Annotated in this window: 21 protein-coding genes and 4 pseudogenes; 9 read left to right on the top strand and 16 right to left on the bottom strand. The window is 55.7% G+C overall.

The window, feature by feature from the left end:
- The first annotated feature begins 95 nt into the window (after window positions 1–95).
- The 5 genes and pseudogenes from soxR (at window position 96) to RBB39_RS19075 (ending at window position 3,575) form a co-directional block, all read left to right on the top strand.
- Complete coding sequence (gene soxR, locus RBB39_RS19095; protein ID WP_124805300.1) at window positions 96–554, top strand: redox-sensitive transcriptional activator SoxR; 459 nt, start codon at window positions 96–98, stop codon at window positions 552–554.
- 384 nt (window positions 555–938) lie between these two features.
- Complete coding sequence (locus RBB39_RS19090) at window positions 939–1,067, top strand: transposase (RefSeq protein ID WP_185696495.1); 129 nt, start codon at window positions 939–941, stop codon at window positions 1,065–1,067.
- A gap of 239 nt (window positions 1,068–1,306) precedes the next feature.
- Window positions 1,307–1,547: pseudogene (locus RBB39_RS19085) on the top strand (IS5/IS1182 family transposase); the annotation flags it as partial.
- Window positions 1,548–1,808: 261 nt separating this feature from the next.
- Complete coding sequence (locus RBB39_RS19080; protein WP_124805303.1) at window positions 1,809–2,387, top strand: superoxide dismutase; 579 nt, start codon at window positions 1,809–1,811, stop codon at window positions 2,385–2,387.
- Between the two features lie 474 nt (window positions 2,388–2,861).
- Window positions 2,862–3,575, top strand: a complete 714-nt coding sequence (locus RBB39_RS19075; protein ID WP_124805304.1) for an SDR family NAD(P)-dependent oxidoreductase — start codon at window positions 2,862–2,864, stop codon at window positions 3,573–3,575.
- Window positions 3,576–4,205: 630 nt separating this feature from the next.
- Here RBB39_RS19075 and nadC read toward each other — a convergent pair.
- From nadC to RBB39_RS19050, 5 genes are all read right to left on the bottom strand, one after another.
- The gene (gene nadC / locus RBB39_RS19070) at window positions 4,206–5,060 is read right to left on the bottom strand and encodes a carboxylating nicotinate-nucleotide diphosphorylase (RefSeq protein WP_124805305.1); all 855 of its coding nucleotides are present in this window, start codon (window positions 5,058–5,060) and stop codon (window positions 4,206–4,208) included.
- 145 nt (window positions 5,061–5,205) lie between these two features.
- Window positions 5,206–7,119: a TRAP transporter fused permease subunit gene (locus RBB39_RS19065; RefSeq protein ID WP_124805306.1), complete on the bottom strand. Its 1,914-nt coding sequence runs from the start codon at window positions 7,117–7,119 to the stop codon at window positions 5,206–5,208.
- Between the two features lie 35 nt (window positions 7,120–7,154).
- On the bottom strand, window positions 7,155–8,150 hold the full coding sequence (locus RBB39_RS19060) for a TAXI family TRAP transporter solute-binding subunit (protein WP_124805307.1): 996 nt from the start codon (window positions 8,148–8,150) through the stop codon (window positions 7,155–7,157).
- A 90-nt stretch (window positions 8,151–8,240) separates the two neighbouring features.
- Window positions 8,241–9,233, bottom strand: coding sequence for an ABC transporter substrate-binding protein (locus RBB39_RS19055; RefSeq protein ID WP_124805308.1), 993 nt, complete (start codon window positions 9,231–9,233; stop codon window positions 8,241–8,243).
- Window positions 9,234–9,330: 97 nt separating this feature from the next.
- Complete coding sequence (locus tag RBB39_RS19050) at window positions 9,331–10,626, bottom strand: Rieske 2Fe-2S domain-containing protein (protein WP_124805309.1); 1,296 nt, start codon at window positions 10,624–10,626, stop codon at window positions 9,331–9,333.
- Window positions 10,627–11,970: 1,344 nt separating this feature from the next.
- On the opposite strand from RBB39_RS19050, the gene RBB39_RS19045 reads away from it, so the two are divergent.
- The gene (locus RBB39_RS19045) at window positions 11,971–12,876 is read left to right on the top strand and encodes a DMT family transporter (RefSeq protein WP_124805310.1); all 906 of its coding nucleotides are present in this window, start codon (window positions 11,971–11,973) and stop codon (window positions 12,874–12,876) included.
- A gap of 404 nt (window positions 12,877–13,280) precedes the next feature.
- Here the strand turns inward: RBB39_RS19045 and istB are convergent.
- From istB to RBB39_RS19000, 9 genes and pseudogenes are all read right to left on the bottom strand, one after another.
- A pseudogene (gene istB, locus RBB39_RS19040) lies at window positions 13,281–13,781 on the bottom strand (IS21-like element helper ATPase IstB); the annotation flags it as partial.
- Window positions 13,771–13,941: pseudogene (locus RBB39_RS19035) on the bottom strand (IS481 family transposase); the annotation flags it as partial. The pseudogenes istB and RBB39_RS19035, both read right to left, overlap by 11 nt.
- Window positions 13,942–14,079: 138 nt before the next feature.
- Window positions 14,080–14,454, bottom strand: a complete 375-nt coding sequence (locus RBB39_RS19030) for a histone-like nucleoid-structuring protein, MvaT/MvaU family (RefSeq protein ID WP_124805311.1) — start codon at window positions 14,452–14,454, stop codon at window positions 14,080–14,082.
- A 300-nt stretch (window positions 14,455–14,754) separates the two neighbouring features.
- Entirely contained in the window at window positions 14,755–15,252 is a 498-nt protein-coding gene (gene radC, locus RBB39_RS19025; protein WP_124804900.1) for a DNA repair protein RadC, read from the bottom strand.
- 11 nt (window positions 15,253–15,263) lie between these two features.
- Window positions 15,264–15,875: a lambda exonuclease family protein gene (locus RBB39_RS19020; protein WP_124804901.1), complete on the bottom strand. Its 612-nt coding sequence runs from the start codon at window positions 15,873–15,875 to the stop codon at window positions 15,264–15,266.
- 60 nt (window positions 15,876–15,935) lie between these two features.
- Window positions 15,936–16,673, bottom strand: coding sequence for an ERF family protein (locus tag RBB39_RS19015; RefSeq protein ID WP_124804902.1), 738 nt, complete (start codon window positions 16,671–16,673; stop codon window positions 15,936–15,938).
- Between the two features lie 11 nt (window positions 16,674–16,684).
- Window positions 16,685–16,870: a hypothetical protein gene (locus RBB39_RS19010; protein ID WP_306169298.1), complete on the bottom strand. Its 186-nt coding sequence runs from the start codon at window positions 16,868–16,870 to the stop codon at window positions 16,685–16,687.
- A gap of 95 nt (window positions 16,871–16,965) precedes the next feature.
- On the bottom strand, window positions 16,966–17,934 hold the full coding sequence (locus RBB39_RS19005; protein WP_124804904.1) for a DUF932 domain-containing protein: 969 nt from the start codon (window positions 17,932–17,934) through the stop codon (window positions 16,966–16,968).
- Window positions 17,935–18,035: 101 nt separating this feature from the next.
- Window positions 18,036–18,368, bottom strand: coding sequence for a hypothetical protein (locus RBB39_RS19000; protein ID WP_124804905.1), 333 nt, complete (start codon window positions 18,366–18,368; stop codon window positions 18,036–18,038).
- A 637-nt stretch (window positions 18,369–19,005) separates the two neighbouring features.
- On the opposite strand from RBB39_RS19000, the gene RBB39_RS18995 reads away from it, so the two are divergent.
- Complete coding sequence (locus RBB39_RS18995; protein ID WP_124804906.1) at window positions 19,006–19,710, top strand: inovirus-type Gp2 protein; 705 nt, start codon at window positions 19,006–19,008, stop codon at window positions 19,708–19,710.
- Window positions 19,711–19,775: 65 nt separating this feature from the next.
- On the top strand, window positions 19,776–20,120 hold the full coding sequence (locus RBB39_RS22810; RefSeq protein ID WP_371931881.1) for a helix-turn-helix domain-containing protein: 345 nt from the start codon (window positions 19,776–19,778) through the stop codon (window positions 20,118–20,120).
- A 110-nt stretch (window positions 20,121–20,230) separates the two neighbouring features.
- Here the strand turns inward: RBB39_RS22810 and RBB39_RS18990 are convergent, their stop codons facing one another.
- Both RBB39_RS18990 and RBB39_RS18985 read right to left on the bottom strand, forming a co-directional pair.
- The gene (locus RBB39_RS18990; protein ID WP_124804907.1) at window positions 20,231–21,877 is read right to left on the bottom strand and encodes a hypothetical protein; all 1,647 of its coding nucleotides are present in this window, start codon (window positions 21,875–21,877) and stop codon (window positions 20,231–20,233) included.
- Window positions 21,878–22,034: 157 nt separating this feature from the next.
- Window positions 22,035–22,640 (bottom strand): hypothetical protein, encoded by a 606-nt coding sequence (locus tag RBB39_RS18985; RefSeq protein ID WP_124804908.1) that lies wholly within the window; start codon window positions 22,638–22,640, stop codon window positions 22,035–22,037.
- 364 nt (window positions 22,641–23,004) lie between these two features.
- On the opposite strand from RBB39_RS18985, the pseudogene RBB39_RS22805 reads away from it, so the two are divergent.
- Window positions 23,005–23,148, top strand: a pseudogene (locus tag RBB39_RS22805) (helix-turn-helix domain-containing protein); the annotation flags it as partial.
- Window positions 23,149–23,164 lie beyond the last annotated feature (16 nt).

Genomic DNA, 23,164 nt, shown 5'->3' with positions numbered 1-23,164 from the left:
AAGAAGCTGAAGATCTCCCATTTTATTTCTGCACAACAAACCAAAAGAAACAGGTGCTTACATGGCAGTGCATGTTTTTTCTGGAGTCAGGCTCTATGAATAAAAAAAGCACTCACATCCCAAACTTGAGCATTGGAGAAATTTCTCGACGCAGTGGTTTGCCGGTATCCACAATTCATTATTATGAGTCTAAGGGCCTGATTAACTGCAGCCGTTCTGCTAGCAATCATCGGCGTTACTCCTCTGATGTTTTACGCTACCTAGCCGTCATAAAAGTTGCACAGCGTACTGGCATATCTCTCGTGGAGGTATACGAAGCACTTGGTCCCTATAAGCCTGGAAAAAGGCTGACTGCAAAAGATTGGAGAGCGATTGCCGCTCAATGGCGGAATGACCTTGATGAAAGAATCAAGAACCTGCAGCGCTTGCGCGATGAGCTAGATAGCTGCATTGGCTGTGGCTGCTTGTCTCTAAAAGAGTGCCCGCTAAGAAATCCGGGCGATAACCTCAGCACTGAAGGCCCTGGAGCCAGGATACTTGAAAGGGAAGCTTAACAAATCCACTCACAACCGATAATCAAGTAAACACTACACCCCGCCGGAGTCGCCTCATCGCCCCAGAAAGGATATTTGATCTCCCTATTAGTACTACAGCCGTACCTGTGAATCCAGGAATGACTGTACTGTACCTCACTTTTCCCTAGCGCTTTTTGGGGGATGCGCGATGCAGACGCCAGACACCGTCATCGTCGATTACGTCGATGACCTCGTCGAGCGACTTGAACCGCTGTTTCCCCGTTCGAAAACCCGAGCATGTGCCATGGGGTACATCAACGGGTTGCGCGGCTCCTGTAAGCGCAAGAATAGCTAGCAACTGGCGGAATGGTTGAGCGATGTCTCCCCTGATGGGGTCCAATATCAGCTGAATCGCGCCTGTACGTGCCCCAATCCTGGATCGAAGGCCGTGAGCGCTGTCAGCGTGCCGGCATTCCCGATGAGGTTACGTTTGCCAGCAAACTGGAACTGGCCCGCCGCATGCTGGAGCGCGCCTTGGGTCATGGCGTTTAGGCCGCCTGGGTAACCGCTGGCAGTGGGTATGGCAGCAACCGGAACCTAAGTTTCTTGCTCGAGCAGTGGAAGCAACCCTTTGTTCTGGAGGTGGCGTGCAAGGCCCCCCATGGTGGAAAAGTTTCCGCACGACCCGAGTCGATGACATCGCGTGCGCTCTACCGGAGCAGGACTGGCACCTCCTGTCGGCCGGTACCGGCAGCAAGGGCGAACGCTGGTACGAGTGGGCATTGGCGCCGCTGATGCGCCTCCATCTCAAGTTACGTAAGGATGGCCTGATAGACCTAAACACCTGGATGATTGACTCAACGGCCGTTCGCGCCACCAGCGCCGCCTCCGGCGGTGGCGAAAAGGGGCACGAACGAACCAGTAGATTATGCGCTGGGCCGTAGCCAGGACGACTTGACCACCAAAATCCATCTTGTCTGCGATCGCCATGGCTTGCCACTGACCTTCACACTCCCCCACTGTCAGGCTAGTTGGACCGAAGAGGTTGGAAGGACAGGTCCGACCGGCCCCTGATGCTGCACCCATCGGAGAGAATAAGTAAACCATGGCATTCGAACCTCTTGCCCTGACCAGGCCCTGATGAATACGGCATTTTCCCATCTTGAGGCGTGCTCATTTCCAAGCCTTGACCTCAAGCTAGGTTGAGGTTTTACAGTATTCGACAGCTCATGCTTTTGGGAGCTATACAGTAAAAACCGATCTTTAAGTTTATATTAGCGAAAGGAGTTAACTATGGCATTCGAGCTTCCCGCTCTGCCGTACGAGAAAAACGCGCTGGAGCCGCACATCTCCACCGAAACCTTGGAGTATCACTACGGCAAGCACCACCAGGCGTATATCAACAAGCTCAACGAGCTGACCGACGGGACCGACGACGCCAACAAGTCGCTGGAAGAAATTGTCAAGTCCTCCTCCGGGGGCCTGTTCAACCAAGCGGCTCAGGTCTGGAACCACACCTTCTACTGGCACTGCCTGTCGCCCAACGGTGGCGGCGAGCCGAAAGGTGCCCTGGCCGCAGCCATCAACGCCAAGTTTGGCTCCTTCGACAAGTTCAAGGAGACCTTCAATGCTCAGGCCGCCGGTAACTTCGGTTCCGGATGGACCTGGTTGATCAAAACCGATGACGGCGGCGTTGACATCGTCAACACCAGTAATGCCGACACCCCCATCGCCCACGGCCAGATACCGCTGTTGACCATCGATGTTTGGGAGCACGCCTACTACATCGACTATCGCAACGCCCGTCCCACGTACCTTGAAAACGTCTGGAACATCCTCAACTGGGATTTCGTGGCCCAGAACTTCGGCTGATTACCCGACAGCGCACCACTGCCCCGATAATCGGAACAACGAGGCCTCTCCGGCGGGGCCTCGTCTTGTTGGATGTGCCAAGCATGGCGTGTGGTGCCTTGCTTAATCAAGAGCCGCTCACACTGAACGCCCTGGCGAAAATCTGTCGATGCATGACCATTCAGCGGCTTGCCCACCGTCAGGCTGCAAGGACGGTGCGGCAGTAGAGCAGGTTCTTATAGCTAATTCGAATAAGAATCACCATATTCATATTAAGGGCACCAGCTACCTTGACGGACACCGGGACTAAACATCAAAACCTTTCCGTCGGTTACAAACCCCGATGAATAAAGCATATTCACACCTTGAAGCGATTCATTTCCAAGCCTTGACCTCAAGCTAGGTTGAGGTATTACTGTATACAACAACTCATCCTTTTGTGAGCCATACTGAAAAGAACCGATCCTTGAGTTAATATTAGCAATGGAGGAAATTATGGAAATGCATAGAATAGCCTTGGTAAGCGGAGCAAACCGTGGTTTAGGGTTGTCTATAACAAAAGGGCTAGCCAAAGAAGGAGTTCATGTTTTGGCTGGTTGTTGTGATTTAGGAAATGGAAAAGAAGCATTTTATGATTGTAAAAGTGAATTGATAGAGCCGGTTCAGCTGGATGTCAAGAATGAGAGGAGTGTTATAGAACTTAGAGAGCTTATTGAAAAAAAATTTGGGCGATTGGATGCTCTTATAAACAATGCCGAGTTTTCCATGGACAACGATAGCGAGATGGGCATATGGGAAAAATATCAATACACTTTTGATGTAAACGTTTTGGGCGCAGCGCTTCTAGTAGAGAAAATGACTCCCTTGCTTATCAAGTCTAGCTGCGCGAGAATTGTAAACATTTCATCTATATTGGCCTCTTTCACTTTAAGAAGCGATCCCTCGTGGGAGTTCTACAACCTCAACTTTCCATTTTATCAAGCTTCGAAAGCAGCCTTAAATTCCCTTACTTTGAGCCAGTCGAAATCTTTGTCAAATCACGGCATAAAAGTTAATTCTTATTGCCCTGAATTTACCGCCACTTCAACCACTTCTCACCAGGAAAGGAATGCTGATAAAAGTGCAAGATATGCAATAAAACTTGCTTTAATTGATGAGCAAGGTCCAACAGGGTTCTTCGCTAATAACGAGGGAAATATCCCATGGTAGTTTATTGAGCAACCGGACTGCTCCTAAACTTGTGGACAATAGAAAAAGACAGTGACTTCAAATACCCACTATCACCAGCCTAGGAATAACTGTGCTTCTCTCTTTTACAGCAGACCATAACAAATGACTGGCGAGTGGCTTTCGCTTTTAGAATGTATTTTTCCCGGCTAGGTCACGATTCAAGAAGACCACTCATCATGGATGAAACGATATCTCCCTGGCCCCCTACTGCAAGAGGACCGTCAACGTCCAACCGAGCGGCCGCACTATGGCCAGCGACCCAGAGCCGGAAACCCTTGGGGCTAAGCCTGGATGCATTTCGGGCGTGGGAATCAGTGAGAAGTAGGCGAGGAGCGTGGTGGAATGCTGGGACCTCGCCCATGAATCAATCCCCGCCGAGGAAATGATTCAATTAACGAGGCCTGATCGCGGCATTGTAAACGGCAAGATAGCTTACTCGTTGGTTATGAACTGCTATATATCGAATGGAACAGACGGCGTGTAAGAGGACGAGGGAAAGCCCTCCTTCCTACTCGATTTCACGCTCCTCGAGCTGATCGCGCCGACGCTGACGCCGGCCGCCCTCTTACCTCCCCCATGCTTCAACCGTCTCCCAGGGTCGGCCTGGCACTATTGCCTCAGCGAAAGGCGCATCGAGAGATCGATCGCCGCCACGTCCTTGGTCAGGGTCCCCAATGAAATGAAATCGACCCCGGCGGCAGCGATATCGCTCAGGGTGGCTTCCGTGACGCCTCCCGAGGCCTCGAGCTTGGACCGACCAGCGGTCCGCGACACGGCCTCACGCATGTCCTCGAGGCTGAAATTATCCAGCATGATCATGTCGGGGAGCCCCTCGAGCGTCTGCCGGAGTTCGTCGAGGGTTTCCACTTCCACTTCGATGGGCTTGCCGGGAGCTAGGCGTCGCGCCGCCTCGATCGCCGGGGCGATGCCGCCGCAGGCGGCGATGTGGTTCTCCTTGATCAGGTAGGCGTCATACAGTCCCATCCGGTGGCTGTGGCAGCCTCCACAGGCGACCGCATACTTCTGTGCCAGGCGCAGCCCCGGTAGGGTCTTGCGCGTGTCCAGCAACCTCACCGCGGTGCCTTCGACCAGGTCGGCATAGTGCCGGCTGCGAGTAGCGGTGCCCGAGAGCAACTGGAGGAAGTTGAGCGCGCTGCGTTCTCCGCTGAGCAGCGAGCGGGCGTTGCCCGTCAGACGGCAGAGCATCTGGCCGGGCTCGACTCGGTCACCATCGGCCACGTGCCACTTGATCCGTACGGCCGGATCAAGCTGACGGAAGACCTCATCGACCCAGGCGACGCCGCACAGGGTAGCGCCTTCCTTGGCCGTGATGCGGGCTTCTCCCTGACAGTTCGGTGCGACCAGTTGCGCAGTGATATCGCCGTTGCCGACATCTTCCTCCAGTGCCATTGTGACATTACGGGTAATCGCCTCGCTGAGTGCTTGGCTGTCGATTCGATACATGTTCGTGCCTTTGGTCTTCATGGTTCGAGTGGCGTCACCAGCGGCAGCGACCCCGGCACCGCAAGACGCGATACCGGGGCCAACCTGCCCTGCTCTTCGGCAGGGGTGACGCGGTTTGTGGGTTAGCGGCCGGTTGGCGACACCGTCATGCCGGTTCCTTGTGCCCATGCAGCCGCAGGTGCGGGGTGGCGATGATCGCCAGGGTGCCCACCAGCATGGCCGCGACCACGGCCCACCAACTGGGAGTGATAAAGAGCAGCCCTGCCAGACCGAAGCCAAGCCTCGGGAGTCTAGCCAGGCGCTGACGCCAGAAGCCCTCCACGGCGATACTCAACAGCAGCACCCCCACTACCGCCGTGACACAGGAGACGGTGATCGCCTCCCAGCTGCCGACCATCAGCAGGCCCTCGCCGTAAACGAACGCGAACGGCACGATGAAGGCGGTGATAGCCAGCCTGACAGCGCCAACGGCGATCTTCAGCGGGCTAGCATCGGCGATGGCCGAAGCCGCGAATGCCGCGACCGCCACCGGCGGGGTCATTGCCGAGAGCACGGCGAAGTAGAGGATAAACATATTGGTCTGCAGTACGCTGAAGTCCATCGAGAGCAGCGTAGGCCCCACGAGTACGGCGGCGAGGATGAAGGCCGACGGTGTAGGCATGCCCATTCCTAGGATGATTGCCAATACGGCGGAGATGACCAGCGCCAGGAAGGCGCTGTCCCCGGCCATCAAGTAGACCAGGTCGGCGAACTTGCCGCCCAGACCGGTCATGGAGATGCCGCCGATCACCAACCCGGCCGCGGCGCAGGCCGCTACCACCGATACCATGCGTAGCGTTGTTACAGCCAAGGCATCCCAGATCGCTCGGGGACCCATGCGGGTCGAAGGATGCACCATCGCCACCATCAGTACCACCGCTGTAGCGATGGCCGCCACGAAGGTCGGTGAATAACCCATCAGCAGTGCGCCTGACAGTGCCACCAGGGGCACAATGAACAGGCCGCCGTTCTTGAGGGTCTTCTTCAGCGGGGGAGTTTCCTCCTTGGACAGGCCACGCAGGCCCAGCTTCTGGGAGCGCAGGTGCACCTGGGCGTAGACGCATAGGTAATACAGCAGGGCAGGAACGATGCCGGCGATGGCGATATCCCGGTATTCGATGCCGGTGTATTCCGCCATGATGAACGCTGCCGAGCCCATCACCGGCGGCAAGAGGCTGCCCCCGGCGGAAGCCGCCACCTCGACGCTGCCGGACAGCGGCTTGCTGTAGCCCAGACGCTGCATGATGGGGATGGTGACGGACCCCGTCGTGACCACATCGGAAGTCGGGCTACCCGACATGGTGCCGTACAGGCCGGATGAGATCACGGCGATCTTCGCCGGTCCACCGGTGCGACGCCCGGCGAGCGACGACGACAAGTTGTAGAAGAACTCGGCACCGCCCGCCTTGGACAGGAAGGTCCCGAACATCACGAACAGGAAGGCATAGGTCGCGGCGACACGCAGCGGCACGCCGAACAAGCCATCCGAGGTGAACATCATGATATCCAGGAAGTGGTTATAGCTGACTTCCCGAAATCCGAGCGCCCCCGGCAGGCCATGCCCCCACAGGTTGTAGACCACGAACACCAGGACCACGCTGGTCAGGCCGAAGCCCACGGTTCGCCGCGTCGCCTCGATGGTCAGCGCCAGCAGCACGCTGGCCGCGACCAGGTCCGGCGTTTCCAGCGGGAACAGCAGCGTGATGCGTTCGGCGATTCGCTGACTTTCCAGCAAGAAATACACACCTACGGCGATGCTGGCCAGCACCAGGCACCAGTCGATCAGACCTGGACGGTCCTCGCGTCCCCGAGGGCCGGGGCTGACGTTTATGAACAGCAGGGCCAGCATGGCAGACAGGAACACCACCATCATGACGTAGAGATCGACGTACACGATCGTCGTGGTGTAGATGACCGCCAGTGCCACCAGGGCAGCGCATCCATGCACTGCCATGCCCAGCATGCCTGTCAACTGTCGCTTGGAGCCGGTCCCCGTCAGGATCGAAAGGAACTGATTCATCGATACCTCCTCGGCATTGATGCCGACTCACTCGATTAACGAAGGCCCGCTTCTTTCAGGTAGCGTGCGGCGCCGTCGTGATAGGGGGTGACTTCCACGGAGGCCATGATCTCGGGCGACAGGGTCTTCATGGCAGGATGCACGCCGGCGATCTTCTCGTAGTTTTCGTAGATGGCCTTGGTCAGATCATAGGCCTGCTGTTCGTCCATATCGCTGCGCACTGCCAGGGTGGCGCTGATCGAGACCGTGGGGACGTCATTGGGGGCCCACTCATAGGCGCCACCAGGGATGACGAAGGGCGTGGTGCCCGTACTCGCGGTGACCGCCTGTACGATCTCCTCGGGCAGCGGCAACAGGGTAAGATCGACGCTTGTCCCGGCCTGCATGAGCGAGCTATGACCGACGAACAGGCTGTTGAGGATCATGTCGGCACGACGGTCCTGGATCAGGTTCGCCTGCTCGCCGGAGGCTGCGTAGATGATGTCGCCGCCCCAACGCTTGACCTCCTCGGGACTCGCCCCAATGGTTTCGAGCATGGTCTCGGCCACGCTGGAGGCGATATTCCCCCGCTTGTTGATGGCAATGGTGATAGGTGGCTTGACCTCGCCAATGTCAGCGAAGCTATCGATGTCGTACTCTTCGGCAAACGCTTCTCGCATGACCGGCTGCATTGGCGCCCAGGTATAGAGGTTGGCGAGCACGCGGATATCGTCGGTCGGTTCACGGAATGGTGCCTCACCCTCTCGAGCCCGCTGCAGAACAGCATCCTCGATGATGGCGAGACTGGCGTCATTGCGTTGGAGGACGGCCACGTTGGCGAGTCCACCACCGGAGGTTTGATAGGTGACGGTCGAACCGGGGAACTCGGCCTTCATGGCGCTATCCAGGCCGGCACCGAGCAGCGACCAGAGTCCACCCGGCGAGGCGCCGGCGACCGTCAGGTTATAGCTCTGAGCAGCGGCGACGTTCATCATCAGGCCGGGGAGGACAAGGGCCGCAGTCATCAGGGTTTTCTTGATGGATAATTTCATTATTTCACCTTGTAGTCTGAAGTCGTCATTGATTGTTATCAGACGTTCTATTGTCGTTATCAGGCATCGGTCTTCCCGTGCCGAGGTCGATCAGATCTTGAAGCTCTCCAGAGTGGCGGGATGGAAGAGTTCCTCGGGCTCCAGCAGCCGCCGAGACAATCCCTCTGTGTGATGTTGCCGGAGAAAGCGCTCCAGGGTCTTGCGGTTGGGGGCGAAACCATAGGACCAGAAGTCATCCCCCATGAGCTGGCGCGCGGCCCGCAGCTGATCCTCGACGAATGGCAGGGTCACTTTGGTGGCCGAGGTGTCGCTGAGTTTTGCTAAAGCACGTGCCTTTGACTGCTCGAAGGCCTTGTAGACCGAGAACGGCAACCAGGGGTGTCGTTCGACGAGTGTCTTGCGGATACCCAACAGGTGCATGATTGGAAAGAGTCCGGTGCGGCGGTACCAATCCGATGCCGCTTGCTGCGGGTCAGCGTAGAGATAACCCACGTGAGGATGCCCCTGCTCGAAACAGGAAGGTGCGCGTGGCCCCATCACCGCATCCAGTTCGCCTGCGGCCAGCATGCCGGAGAGGGTTTCCCCTTCGGGTATGTTCTCCACGCGCACCCCATCGGGCAGATCAAGGTTGATCTTCTCGACCCGGCCAGGCTCCTCGTAGCCGCCGCGCATCCAGGTCACATCACTTGGCTTGAGGCCGTGGTCCTCTTCGAGAAACAACCGTGCCCACACGTTGGCGGTCAATTGATACTCGGGCACGCCGATGCGCTTGCCGCGCAGATCGGCGGGCGTTTCGATACCGCGATCGGTACGCACATAGATCGAGGTATGTCGGAAGGCGCGCGAGGGGAACACTGGCACTCCGATATAGGGGCAATTCTCCGCCGCCGTCTTCACCGTATAGCTGCTCAGTGACAGCTCGGTGATGTCGAAGTCGGCATGCCGGAAGGCTCGAAAGAAGATTTCCTCCGGATCATGCAGCATGAACACCGGGTTCACGCCATCGATCTGTACCTCGCCGTCGATCAGGGGGCGCATGCGGTCATAATTACCCACCGCAATGGAAAGTTCGAGCTTGTTCATCAGGGTTCCTGTGTTGTGATCAGAGAGTCGCCATGCTGGGAGGCGAGCACGCCTCCCACGCGAGTTATGGCCGTACCGCTGAGCGGGTGTCATGAACTCATTCTTCTACGTAATACTCTGCCTCTTCCGGGGCCGTGCCCAGCTCACGCCAGTCGGTTTCCTTAGTCACAACGCCCTGGAAGGATTTAAGCTTGTAATGCGGAATGCGTGGCTCTTCGGCACCGATGGCTGTCCCACCCTGTTGCATGGTCTTGGCCGCCTGGAGCATCTGGCGACGGAACTCGACGATCGCCAGGTCGCTCGCGCCCAGTCGGTCATGGGTGCGATCGGCGATCGGCCCCATGGTTTCCCACATGGCGATGTCCTGGTTGGGGATCCCCTTAATGCCGGTAAAGCTCGTGCCCAGCTGCATTATCCGCCGATCCTGCCAGTAGTTGTTCTCGCGGGTGCGGAACTTACGGAAGCTCTTATCGACATCGAGACCGATCTGCGTACCCAGGAACTTGCGCCAGGACTCCGTATCCGGCGTGGTGGCGGGGTCGCCCCAGGCGATGAAATGAAAGGCGGTGTGGGTGTCGTCGATCGGCACGTGCAGAATGGCGATGTCGTATTGGTTGTTCGGTGGAATCTGCACGGTATAAGGGGCGATGAACAACGTGGTACGCACGTAGTCGTGCGTCTTGGCATCCTTGATCGGCCGACGAATCGCCGCGTAGCGGAAGCCGAAGCGCGTCTTCTGGACCTGTAGGCGTGGCGCCTTGTCCGTGGAGGGACGCAGCCACAGCGTATCCGTGGCTTCGGCGCCAGTGGTCCGCGCTGGCACCATGTCGGTGGAGTGCAGGCTGGACGAGTGCGCCGAGTCGATGGCCCCTTCGAGGATCTGGGCCCAATTGCAGTCGATGATGACCTTGGAGATGGACACCTTGGTATCGGGTGTCGGCTGGAACACCGGGGCCGTGAACTCCGGCTGCTCGTCGGGAGGGCCCATATAGACCCAGACAAAACCCGCCGCCTCATGGGTAGGATAGGCCTTGTGCTTGACCTTCTCGGTCATCTTCGACTCCGGCGGCTCGGATGACATCTCGAGCACGTTACCGTCGACGTCCATCTTCCAGCCGTGATAGAGGCAGCGCAGCCCACATTCCTCATTACGGCCCAACACCAGCGACGCCCGGCGGTGGGGACACATCTCGTCCAGCACACCCACTCGGCCGTCGGTATCGCGGAAGGCAACCAGGTCTTCGCCCAGCAGCCTCACCCGCACCGGATCCCCGTCCGGTTCCAAGATTTCTTCAGAGAGGCAGGCAGGAAGCCAGTGACGACGCATGATCTCCCCCATCGGGGCCTCGCCTTCGACACGGCACAGCAGTTCATTATCTTCCGGGGTCAACATAGCTCACGGTCTCCTTCTTGTTGGGAGGGTCCCAGGTCACCATTGGGTGGCGACGCATTTACTTAGATACCTAACTTACAGACCTAAGATAACGCCTCCCGTGAAGGAGTCAAACCTACTAAAGTCGCACAAAGGATTTCCTCTCGCGGCCCCTAGTGGGCGACGATGTCGCATAAGAACCTGCCTGGCAATGAGAATTTATGCCTTTAATTCAGATAGATAGAAAGAACACCCAGTGGCCTTCATCATGTCGGATAAGTGGTTACCGAGGGCAGAACATGGCACGCATGTCGGCCAAAAATTAGACTATCGTCTAATTTAAAAGAGAAAATTAATTCTAAAAAAGCAATATAAAGGCACCGCAGGCTTGCCTAACCATTGTTGCCAGCGCGACAGAGGGACGGATAAAGCAACGCGTGAAGGGGATAGCTACCTGTACTGATCGCTCATACATGTCATCAATACCACTGATGCCGTACCGCTATGCAGGCTTCGTGTACTTGCAGCAGGCTCTGGCCTGATTGCGGCCGACTTCGTAACCACCTTGGCGACAGTCAGACATGGCATGCTACGGTAGGTGTACAAGTTCACAGAGATGGAGCCCAACCGGCACCGCCCCACAGTGCAATTGGGATGATCAACCCCCGAGTCCGTCGGGCCCAACTGATCTCCTGGTTGGTGCAGACGATTATTGGCAAGATCGGGGCCACCACTTTTCAGCGAAGCGGAATCAATCAAGGATGGCGCCGACGCCTTCTGCATCAATCGCAGAATACACCACTTCTTTGAGCGGCCTGGTCAGTAGCGCGCTACTCCCAAAGGTGGTAAGTTCCGTCTCCGCTGACGACCTCAAGCAGCTACTCGTGTCATCTTTCAGTCGGAGATATTTACCCGCATGGTATCTGTATCGACTCAAGCACTTGAGCAGGCGGGATAGCGTGAAAGGGGCATGCGCTAGCTAGCCCACTATCGTCAAACTGGGTGGAACACTGCAGGCCAGCTGCCACATGGATCCTGGCGCAGCGTCACAGCCTGAACTCTTTAGGGGTCCAGATAGCTGTCAGCTCGGTTGATATTGCTGCACCTTGCATTACTGGGTCCTTTCTTGTAGAGCATAGTCGTCAAAGAGCTCTGGCGAAAAACGTTAGCAGTGATGGGGAGTGGACTTAACTCGAAGATGCTTACAAACATCCCCAGAAGCTATTTACCACTTGCAACCTTTTGCGAATTAGCGACTGCAAAGCGATGTCTACATCCATTTAAACCTTCACACCCTAAGCAGCATCAGCATAATGTCCGCATTGATACAGCAATCAAATCGTACAACTAAAGGAAAGCTTTTCCATGTTCAGCGGGACCACGCTATCTGTAACATATTCACTTCTATCCTCCCTTATGTTTGCCTTAACTTTTGTATTGGTTAAAGCAGGAACTAAGAACACATCTTCCACTGCAGCTTTATGGTTGACCTTAAGCATAAACACTCTTGTATTAGGGTTTTGGGGATTATTGAGGATCGACTTCCATGGATTTCAAATTTTGGACTGGTGGCACTTCATCCTCGCGGGAATATTCGCTCCTCTTCTAGGACGATTTTTCCAATTCTTAGGAATGGCAAAATTAGGTGCAAACATCACAACCCCGCTAACCCTAACGCACCCACTTATTTCAATAATGCTAGCACTATTATTTATGGGTGAAGAAACAACCCTCCTAGGTCTGGCAGGAGCCTTCCTTGTACTTACTGGTAGCATTATAATTGGTTTGCAAAGCTCCTCTGTTTCTAGCAGCGTGGCAAGCACGAGGATAGTAAACATATCTCTTATTTACCCGTTAGCCGCATCAGTCTCGTATGGATCCTCTATTGCACTTAGGAAAGCAGGCGTTACTTCGGACACTGATCCAATCATCGCAGCAGCGATAACAACTATTACTTCCTGGCTCATTGCCTCACTATTCATACTCCCAAAAAACAAAAACATATTTAGGGCTTGCGACCGAAAAGATTTAAACATATTGACAATTGCTGGGATTCTTTCCAGCTTTGGGCCAATCCTCCTCATTCTAGCTTTAAAAAGTGGAAACTTAGTGATCGTAGCCCCCCTAGCAGCCACAACACCATTATTCTCCCTTTTAATCTCATACTTACTCATTCGAAAAGATGAATTTTTTAACCTTTGGATAGTTTTTGGAACTTTTAGCAGCTTTGTTGGGATATGCTTAAGCACCATTTACGGCATAGCTCAATAGTGAGAAACTTTGTGGTGAGGAAATGGCCAATCACCTCCTCACCACAATCAGAAAGCAATATAATAATACCCCACCATCCATTTTTTAATAATGATTTTGGCAGTGTAACCCCCTCTGACTTTTCACACCTTTCCCGGCTAGTGCCGGAGGAGCTTAAATAGCTATATAACCGAGAGCCAGATATCGACATCCTGGATTATAGAACCATTTCAAGAAGTCAATAACGACCCAAGATTTTCCAGATACTCGAAGCCACAAAGCAAATCCCACTTCTACTTCAAGGAGCGCAAGAAACGCTCAACAAGGCCATTTTATAGGGCGGCGGCCATGCAGTCGCCTGCGCACCTCCAGTTCATCAATTCAGATTGTTCTATTTTTATCAGTGTTCTTTCATCGGTACAGTTTCAAGGCCGTGTGATAGCGCGTACTTTTTTGGTGGGTGTGGCCACCAGGCTGGCTCGTCGCTTGTCCTTCAGTCGGTAACTCTCGCCTTTGATGTTCAGCGTGGTGGAATGGTGGAGCAGCCGGTCTAGGATCGCGGTGGCGATGACTTGGTCACCGAAGATCTCGCCCCAGTCCATGAACGACTTGTTCGAGGTCACGATGGTACTGGCTCGCTCGTAGCGCCGATTGATCAGCCGGAAGAACAGGCTGGCTTCCTCTCGCGTCATCGGCAGGTAGCCGATCTCGTCCAGGACCTGCACCTTCGGGTAGGTCAGCTGCTGAAGTTGCCGGTCGAGACGGTTCTCCTGCCGTGCTCGCACCAGGGTGCTGAGCAGCCGGTCCAGGGTCATGAACAGCACGCGGTGACCGGCTTCGGCGGCTTTCACGGCTAATGCCACGGCGAGGTGGGTCTTTCCCACGCCCGGTGGGCCGAGCAGAACGACGTTTTCGCTACGCTCGACTGTCGGGTCCCGTGTGATTGACTACCCACTTGGTGAATAACTCCGGCCGCTTGGCCTGCCATTCCTTCATCGCTGCAATCGGTGATTGATGATGCAGCGCCTTCTGAGGGATGTGGTGATTGTACAGCCAAGCGTAGCGTTTGAGCGTCTGCTCCAGATCTCGCCTGAGGTATAGCGCCGGGTCGCTCCGGTTTCATGACCGGTGATATTAGGCGTTATATCAGTATGTTATGAACATCTGCTTCGGGCCGAAAGCTGCCCTGCCTGCCACTTTTTTGGAAGGCAGGACATAAGCTGGTTAGTCTTCTGTCCTCACCAACCAGCCCTCGACTGTTTCCGCACCGTGCTCATCCTTCCATGCCTTCAGCGTTTTCTGGTTTCCGCCACGGGTTTCGACGACTTCACCGGTGTTGGGGTTCTTATAGATCTTCAGCTTGCGCTTGGCGCGACCTGAGCCAGTGTTGCCGCTAGAGCTTTTGCTGGTGCTCTGGGTTGGATCCAGCAGCTTGATGACCTCGGCGGCGGACTTGTCGAATTCGCGCATCAGATTCTCGAGATGGTTCTTGAAGTCCAGCTCGGTCTTGAGGCGCTCATCGTTCTCCATCTTCTTCAGCTCTTCCTGAAGCTGCTTGAGCTGCTGTTCTTTCTGAAGATAGGTATTGAGAAATGACATGGGCTGACTCCTCTGGTTACGTTGGCGTCGATTATGGGGGCAACTATCACGTAGTTCAATCAGTAGAGGATTGACAATGTTGTAGAGGTATCTCCGTTGTCATCTTCTGGTTGCCCTTGGCAGATAGTTCTGGCTGACTTAACCAGTACTTGCTGACTCCACCATAGAACTCGTTACCACCGCGGAACAGCCGGTCGCCGGTTTCCTGGAAGCAGCTCTCGAAACAAAAAAGATGGCTTGAGATACCGGTGCTGCCCTTGAGGGCAGCACCGGGTTGTAGGCCGTAAAGCTGGATAACGCCTAGATGTACCCGAGCTCCGCAAAGGACTGGCATCCCTCGCTCCCGACCACGATGTGGTCGACGACGCGGATCTCCACCAGGCCCAGCGCTTCCTTCAGGCGCTGGGGGATGCGCCGGTCGGCGTCCCTGGGCTCGGGGTCACCCGAGGGGTGGTTGTGAACGAAGATCACCGCCGCGGCGTTATGCGTCAGGGCACGCTTGACCACTTCCCTCGGGTAGACGCTGGCCGAGTCGATGGTGCCTCGGAACAGCGTCTCGAAGTGGATGAGGCGATGCTGGGTGTCGAGGAACAGGGCACTGAACACCTCGTGCTCGTAGCCCTGGAAGAGCACCTGCAGGTAGTCGAACACCAGGTCCGGCCGGGTGAGTTTACGGCCTCGGGCCAGAAGCCGTCTGGCGAAGGCCTGGGCGCTGCTGACCAACTCGGCCTCGGTGATCGGCGTGGTGATGTCATAGGTACCGGCGACTTCACCGGCCTTGAGCTTGCGGTGGTTCATGATCGTTCTCCTCAGGCGGCCATTACCAGCGCCATGCGGCGCTCCAGTTCTTCGTAGAACGCCGCGACGCGCTCGGCGATGGTGCGGATCATCGCTTCGTCCCGGTAGGCACGCTTCACGAACAGCGGCATCCCCGGCCAGTAGCTGACGAAGTCGATCCACTCTCGCTCACTGACCCACAGGCCGCCCTGGCACTGGGCGACATGCTCCTGGGGCAGCTCTCCCTCGAGCAGCAGCTCGATCTGGTACTTGGGTAGCTTGGTCTTGATCTCCACCAGGCCGTTGCTGTCCACCAGGCAATCCGGTGAGTAGCCCACTCCGTGGTTGAGGATGATGCCGACCTGCTCCAGTCGGGGCAGGCCGGTGGCCTCGTGGTAGAGCTCGCGGGCTACCGGCTCCAGTTCGTGGCCACGATGAGTGTGAGCATTACCCGGGAAGGCATCGGACGGCTCACCGGTGATGCGCTCGCCGATCAGCTGGTGCATATAGCTCAAAGCGCCGGCACCGAAGCCGTCCGGCCCCTTGCCCTTGACCAGCAGTGTCTTCAGCTCGGACATGGTGATGATGCCGAGGCGGGCGGCATGCCACTCGGGCGTGCCCTGTTCCAGTGTCAGGATCTGCATGACGATCTCCTTCTCGATGAGGCGGCATAGGCGGCGAGGGGTTGCCCCCTCGCTGACCGGTCAGTGACGTTGGCGGTTGGTCAGTGCTCGCTTTTGCAGAGAGGCGCGTAGCCTGTCGAAGTCGCTGCGTGGCACCTGCTCGGGCTCGCCGTACTTGCCGACGAACCACTCCTGAGTGGCCTGTGGACAGGCGACTATCAGCTGCCGGATCTGTCCCGCCTGGAAAGGTGTGACGAGTTTCACCGGGGCGGCGGCATGGCCGTTGTCGTCCTGTCCGCGGGTGGTGATGTTGAGCAGGGCGCAGAGCACGTAGCGCTTGCCGTAGCTGGTCGAGGAACCGAAGGCCTGCACTGCGTTCTTGCTGCCGCTGGTGTCGGCCGGCAGTAGCATGCTGGTCTCCTCGCGGTGGCCGTCCTGGTGCATCAGCACGCCGGTGACCTGGATGCCGCGCTCCTGGGTCTGGATCCGAAAACTCACCGCGAAGCCGTGCTTCTTCATGATCGGCCGCACGGTATCGACGATGTCCTCCAGGGTGGCGTAGTGCCCGTTGTTGGTCTTGCCACGCTCGGCGATGCTCGGCAGTTCGGTCTGCATGGCCGCCATGGCGGCGCTGTAGGCCATCAGCGCCTGGCGGTCGAGCACCCGCTCCTGCATCTGCAGCAGGCGTTCCATCTTGTCGATGTCGACCTCGGGATTGAGGGCCGCCCGCTCGATCACCTGGATGATCGCGGTGCTGTCCTGGGTGGCGTGGGCGACCGGTGCCTGATCGGCGGTCTTGGGATGAATGGGGGTTGCCATGATGGCCTCCGTTATCGATAGCGTTGGATGACGTCAGGGAGCTCCGCGGTCGGGACCGGCTCCAGGGACAGGGCCACGCGATAGACCTGGCCCTTGGCCAGCACGTGGGTTTCGATCGATTGCTCGCCGGCCTCCAGCAGCTGACGCGTCAGCTGGGTCAGGGCATGGCAGATCTCGAATGTCATGGGTGGTTGCATCGGTACCTCCATAAACAAAAACGCCCGGCCTTTGATGGGCCGGGCGCTATGCCGTGGTGAGGGAAAGACGGGGGTGGGAGGACGCAGGACGCCGTTCAGGCCACCAGCTCAAGAGCGGATTCCAGCGCCTTGTCCTTGAGACCGGCGCCCTGGCCGAACCACGCGGAGTCCATGCGGTAGTCGTTGCTGCGAGCGCGCTTCTCGTGGTCCACGTACTCGGTGACCGCGTTGAGCAGGCCCCAGGCGGTGCCTTGCGCGGTGCACAGCTGAGAGCCGCGTCCATCGCCCTGGTAGAGCTTCTGGACGCGATTGAGGGCGCGGACGTTGGGCAGCTTGGACGGATCCTCCAGCGGGGCCTCGGCGTTGCAGATCACCGACTGAAAGTAGGTCCTCGCTTCTTCCTGGCTGACCTTGCGCTCGGCCAGGGTCTTCAGGCGATACATGAAGTCGTCCCACTGCGACACGGAGATCCCCAGCTGCTGTTTGACCAGCTGAGGACGGAATTCGGTGCTGTGCGGCACCTTCACACCCTGAGAGGTGCCGTCCACCGCAATGGTCAGGGTGTTGTTGCAGACCACGCGCACTGACGTCGGGGTGGCGACGGTGGCCAGGGAGCCATCGCAGGACGTGGCCAGCAGCAGGTAGTCGTTGACCTGGTCCTGGCCCTTCAAGGCCCCGCCCAGACCACTTTTCGCCAACGCCCAGAACTTGCGACCACCCTTGAGCACGCCGGCCGTCTCCAATTCGTAGCCAGCGTATTCCGTGAGATCCCGGTAGAACTCCAGCACCTCCTCGGGCTGCACCACCTTGTAGCGCTGGGAGACCACCGACAGCGGTGCCCGGGTATCCGAGCGGTAGAGCACCTTCTGCTCCGGGAAAGAGTGGATGCTGCCCAGGTGCCCCGCGCCATCGGCGATGAAGCGTACCGGGGATTCGTCAATGTGCCAGTCCATGCCGGCCTGTTGCCGCCACACCTCCAGCGGCTGATGGCGTGACAGCTGCTGCCCCAGTCCGTGCCAGGGGGTGTCGCCGACGTAAGCCATCTGTTCGATCTGATGTGCCATGAGTATTGCTCCTTGATTGTCGAGATCACGGCATAGCAGCCCGCCACCCAAGGGCAGCGGGCCATGCTCGTGAGGATTGAGAGAAAGGGTTGAGAACGAGGTCAGTCCGCCTCGGGGCGGAAGGTGTGGCCGCAATCGCGGCACTGATGGTTGTCGAGCATCTTGTCGTCAAGCTGCGCACCGAGGCGTGCCCCGGTGACGCCGCCAGCGGCACAGCCAATCAGGCCGCCCAGGACGGCGCCGGTGAGGCTGCCAATGGTGATACCAACAGGGCCGGCCATCGCCCCTACGAGGGCACCGGTCTTGGCACCACTGAGCGCTCCTGCCGATCCTGACGCCGTACCGGCAGCAGCTCCGGTAATGCCGCATACCTTGCGGCCATGATGTCGAGTGATGACGTGATGAGAGCCACAGCTTGGACAGCATGTGGGCATGGGAGTACCTCCATGATGATGATTGATAACCCAATCGTCTGGGGTTTCATGGAGGTAGTGTGTGGTTGAGATTTTTTTCAATCTAATGAGAACGTGACGCGCGGTGTGTACATAGTATGTATACGGCAGCAACGTAAAAAAGTGGGGAAATAAGGCCTGCGACGGCAAACGCCGGAGTAGCTAGAATGGGGTGATGTAATTCTTTACACGGCCTAGTTATCTGATGCCACGAGTTCATTTTTTGCGGGAGCACTAATGGGACAAAAAACGCTAGGCAGCGCTTAACATAATCGATAAAAGTGTCAGCGGTACCGAAGCATAACCGGATATCGATAATTAGGTAAACGTTAATATATACCTACTGCTTTAGAGCTACTGGATGAGATTATTCAATGGTGTATTTATAACACCATCATTGAGCACACTAGTGAGACTGGGTGGTGCTAAAACACCAACCCTGTCGTAACGCCAACCGTTATCCGCATCAATGCTCAAATAGCTGACCGAGTAGAGCGTGAAGCAAGCGCACATATTGGTTATTGATAGCACTTACCGTCGTTCCTTAGCTGCTCCCCTGCACGTGGCAATACTGGCGAGTCAACGAGACTCGCTTCTTACAGTTAACGGAGCCAACTTCATGAAACAGCCCAAGCTTCTGAAACAACCGAAGCGCCTAAAACAAAACCGCAATCACATTCTGCATTACAGCCAGGAATACTCTCCAAAAGAAAATGTCACGCTACCCGTGCTCACCAAGGACGGGCCTTTGATCACAAGTTATCTCGACCGAGCTTATAAGGTATTTGATAATGCATTGCATGCACATAGCAAGGTTCTAGTAGTACGCTTTGATCTAAAGGTACCAGCGCAAGTCCCTCTTCCTCAAAATGCAGGTGGAAACGGCGTGATTCGCCTTTTCCTAGATTCGTTAGAAGCCAAGATTAAAGCTAACCTTCACCGTAAACGTAGCCCACACAAGTGCCCAGTTCGCTACATCATCGCCCGTGAAATTGGAGATAAGAACCAAGGGCTTCACTATCACGTCATGCTTCTACTCAATGGTCATGCCTTTCGCCACATTGGCGCCATGGAGTCAGAAGAAGACAACCCGTTCTGGTTGATAGTAGGCGCATGGGCCAGTGCTTTGAAGACGACCGACGAGGAAGCTGTGGATGGGGTTCAGTTCGGCTTTAATCGCAAAGGTGTAAGGCAATATTATCTTGAACCCAGCCTAGACTATCACCTACTACCCGACGCCTTCCGACGTAGCAGCTATCTCTGTAAAGCTCATACCAAGCATTTTGGTGAAAGGCACCACGGCCTGATGACGAGCCAGAAATAAGACACATATCCCTTGTATAGGCCCGCTTTGACGGGCCTTTCCTTTTGATATGCAGGAGAGCCCTCATGACACGATACCCTTGGCAACACCCTACCGCGTCGATAAGCAATACTGGTGGTTCAAACACGCCACCTCATACCCAATCACAGGTCTACCAGCCGGAATCATTAGACCCTGATCATGCACGGCTAGCCGCCATGGAGCAGAATGAACCAAAGCGCCGACTAATCCGTGATGCTGCTGCCTTGCGAAAGCTGCGAGGGATCACTCAAGCCCAAATGGCTAAGGAGGTTGGTGTGCCGCATCGAACATTGGAAGAATGGCTTCAGTTCCGGCGAATGCCGAAAGCACCGGGCACGACGCTAATCCGCCGGTGGGTGGACATGCACCGGAACAAGACAACTGGATGACATGCCGAGGAAACGCCACTGAATAGCGCAAAAACATGGTTATTATGGCGAAAAATAATTCAAGACATCCAGACATCCTGCCTACAGGCGCGCATCACGCCTGTATCCTGCTAGATACTACTCACGGGAGTAGCGTTCCACTGGTGGTATAGCTGCGAGGGGCATTTCTCGATCCTGCGATGAAAAACTCCATGCTTACCCTTTCGCACGGGCGGGCCTACGCGCACACCATGCGCTTCCATCAGGGCACCACAGCTATCCAGTTTAGCTCCCAAATGACGAGGGCTACGCGGCCAATCCTTATCCTCAGTGTGATCAGGACGGTAGTCATTCAGCCTAACAAGAAACTGCCCTACGGGTATATCTAGGCAGTCCTCGCCGGAAGCGCCTAGCAAGTCCCTCACAGCAACGGCGACAGGATGCTCAGAGAGCTCTAATGCAAACCGGCGTTTCATGCTCGCCTGAACCTGATAATCAAAATCTTCGGCACTGGAACCAAGGGCTTCAGCCACACTAATGCCAATGCGGTAAAAATCAATCATACCAGCTGGGCATGATGTCGGGTTGATAGATTTCCAGCGGCTATGAACGTACCCCAACAACTTCACCAAGCTTGCAAAAGCGAAATTCACGTGGTGACTCACTTGATTAAAGTAATTCTCTTTAATATTTTCGATTCGAGGTAGCTGAACAAGGACACTGCGATCTGCCAAATCGGACCAAGTGACAACACTTTCAGCACTGTTCAACAAAACCGGATGAGAAAGCATGACATTTGTATCCCTCTCCTTCTTTGACGTACTAATATCAGTTAATTTACCCTCGAGCAGTGTCAGGAGCGCACTCTGAACTTTTTGGCTCAGACCATCGACCTTATCTAAGCTAATAACGTTATCTCGCCTTCCAAGCACATCGACTTGCCTAGAGGTAGTGGGTGTGTCCACCACCAAATACTCAAAGCTTGGATCAATCAAATGCTTCAAAATAGTTTGCAAAGAGCTTTTACCACTACGCCGCTCCCCAACGATCTCCAGCAGTACATTATCGGCCTCCGGATGAAGGCTAGTTACAAGCCAAGCGGCCACCAATAATCGGCTATCATTAGGCACATTTAGCTGGCCCAAAATCCACAGCAATGGCTGGAGTTGCACTTCCCCAAAAACTGCCTGATAGCACGGAGGCTTACCGTTTTTCAAACGAACATACCCTATCGCCCCGGCGATATTGTCGGGGCGAAAGTATCCACCGCTTGGCTGGATTTCAATAACGCCAACAGGTGTTAACAAGAATACCTGGCCCTGGTCACCACATACCGTCAGCCCTATAGTTGCACGCAGGTTTTGAACTTCTGGTGCATCACCCTCGATAACCCCAAGCGCTTGCTCTATATCACCTTTATTAACTGCAAGTCCAGAAGCGTGATATGCAATGCTCTGAACGGTACTCACCAGCTGTTTCGCCTCTAAAGGAGTAGATTGCAATGTTTCACGGTTGACTAATAATGAGGTGCCTCGTGGCGTGATACCTTTATAAAAATATTCCCGCAGCAACCCATAGATCGCTTCTACCTTGCGATCCTTGCGATTGCGTCGAGGAAGTTGGCTACCTTGTGGCTGAAGCTGGGCACAGCTAACCTGACCTGTAGCTCCTGTTACTTCATGTACTTGACCCTCAGTTAGCCTTTGCCTAGTAGACGAGGTAGCCCTGCACCCACCTATCTCAGAGGTGTAAGAATAAACACCATTATTTCTATCCACAGCCCCCCCTCATAACAACATAGGCTAACCATGCTAGCCTGCGATACTTAAGCTCGAGCAAAGAGCTCCTTGTGCAATCATCAGATCTTTCAGTCCCGGAAGATGGACCATATCGACCAACTAAAATCACGCACCAAACAAACCTACAAGCCCATAATTATTTTATTCGATGCTTTTCCTGCCAGTTTTTACTTTTGATCTTATCTTCCAAGCTTGTAGGTATAAGTTCCTTTCCTGGCTCACCTGGAAGCAGGCTACCTTGCTGTATAGCTTCGATCCTTTCAATTGCTGGCCTATTCACTACAACAGTAAGGTCAGCAACCATTGGCACCCAATCAACCACTATGCCTAGCTCCTTCACTTTCACCTTGAAGGTATGCCATGTATCTGAACGCATGGTGACTCCCGGCCTTTCACCGCGGGTGACGATGGCTTTAGTCAACCCGATGCAGTCAGCAAAGCCTTGCTGGTTCATGCTAAGTGCTGCGCGAGAAATTCGCATGGCCGCTGCATCAAGCTCTCCCCCTGTCATATAGAGCCTTACGCTATCAAGCGTGCTAAATACATCCAGCTCTACTCCCCTTTGCCGCAAGACGTAGATCAACCTGACGAGGGTGTCTGCACGCATAGCCATGTCGGGCTTTTCATTGCGCGCGACAACAATTTTTGTAACCCCTAGCTCGGCCGCCAACGCATTCTGCGTCAGTTGCACCGCTGCCCTCGCCATACGAAGCCCGATGGCCAATCTCGTCGTCTCGTACATGCCGCTTGACTCCTCCGCAAAGCCCTCTATGATGTCTTAATAGTATCCGATAGATACCTTTTGTGGCAACACCTGGAGTCAGGAGACTCACCATGAGAGCCGAAGCATACGTCAATACACGCCAGCTCTACCGGAGGTACGGCAGCTCAATAAGCACGCTCCACCGCTGGCAGCACACGCAGGGCTTTCCAAGCCCCGTCATCCCCGGTGGTCACGGTGGGGAGTCATGGTGGGGAGAGTGTGACGTCAAATTCTGGGAAATTCGCCGTCCACAATTGCCCGCGTGATGCGGCCAAGATAGCCAATCCCATGGCTTTGCCGTCGACAGCAACAGCCCATTGAGCAACCTAGTGAGGGGGCACGTATGACTAAAGGGTTACTGCGCCCGGATCAGGTCGCTGAATGGCTGGGCATGAGCCCGAGCTGGGTGTACGGCAACAAGCACCGCATCGGCTTCGTCCAGATCGGCACAGCTGTTCGCTTTGAGCGGAGCGCAGTGGAGAGGTACGCTGAGAGCTGCAAGC

The organism is Halomonas sp. MMSF_3323 (assembly GCF_030733595.1).
GTDB lineage: Bacteria > Pseudomonadota > Gammaproteobacteria > Pseudomonadales > Halomonadaceae > Halomonas > Halomonas litopenaei.
The sequence above is the reverse complement of the archived record's forward strand: the minus strand, read 5'-3'. Positions and strand labels throughout refer to the sequence as shown.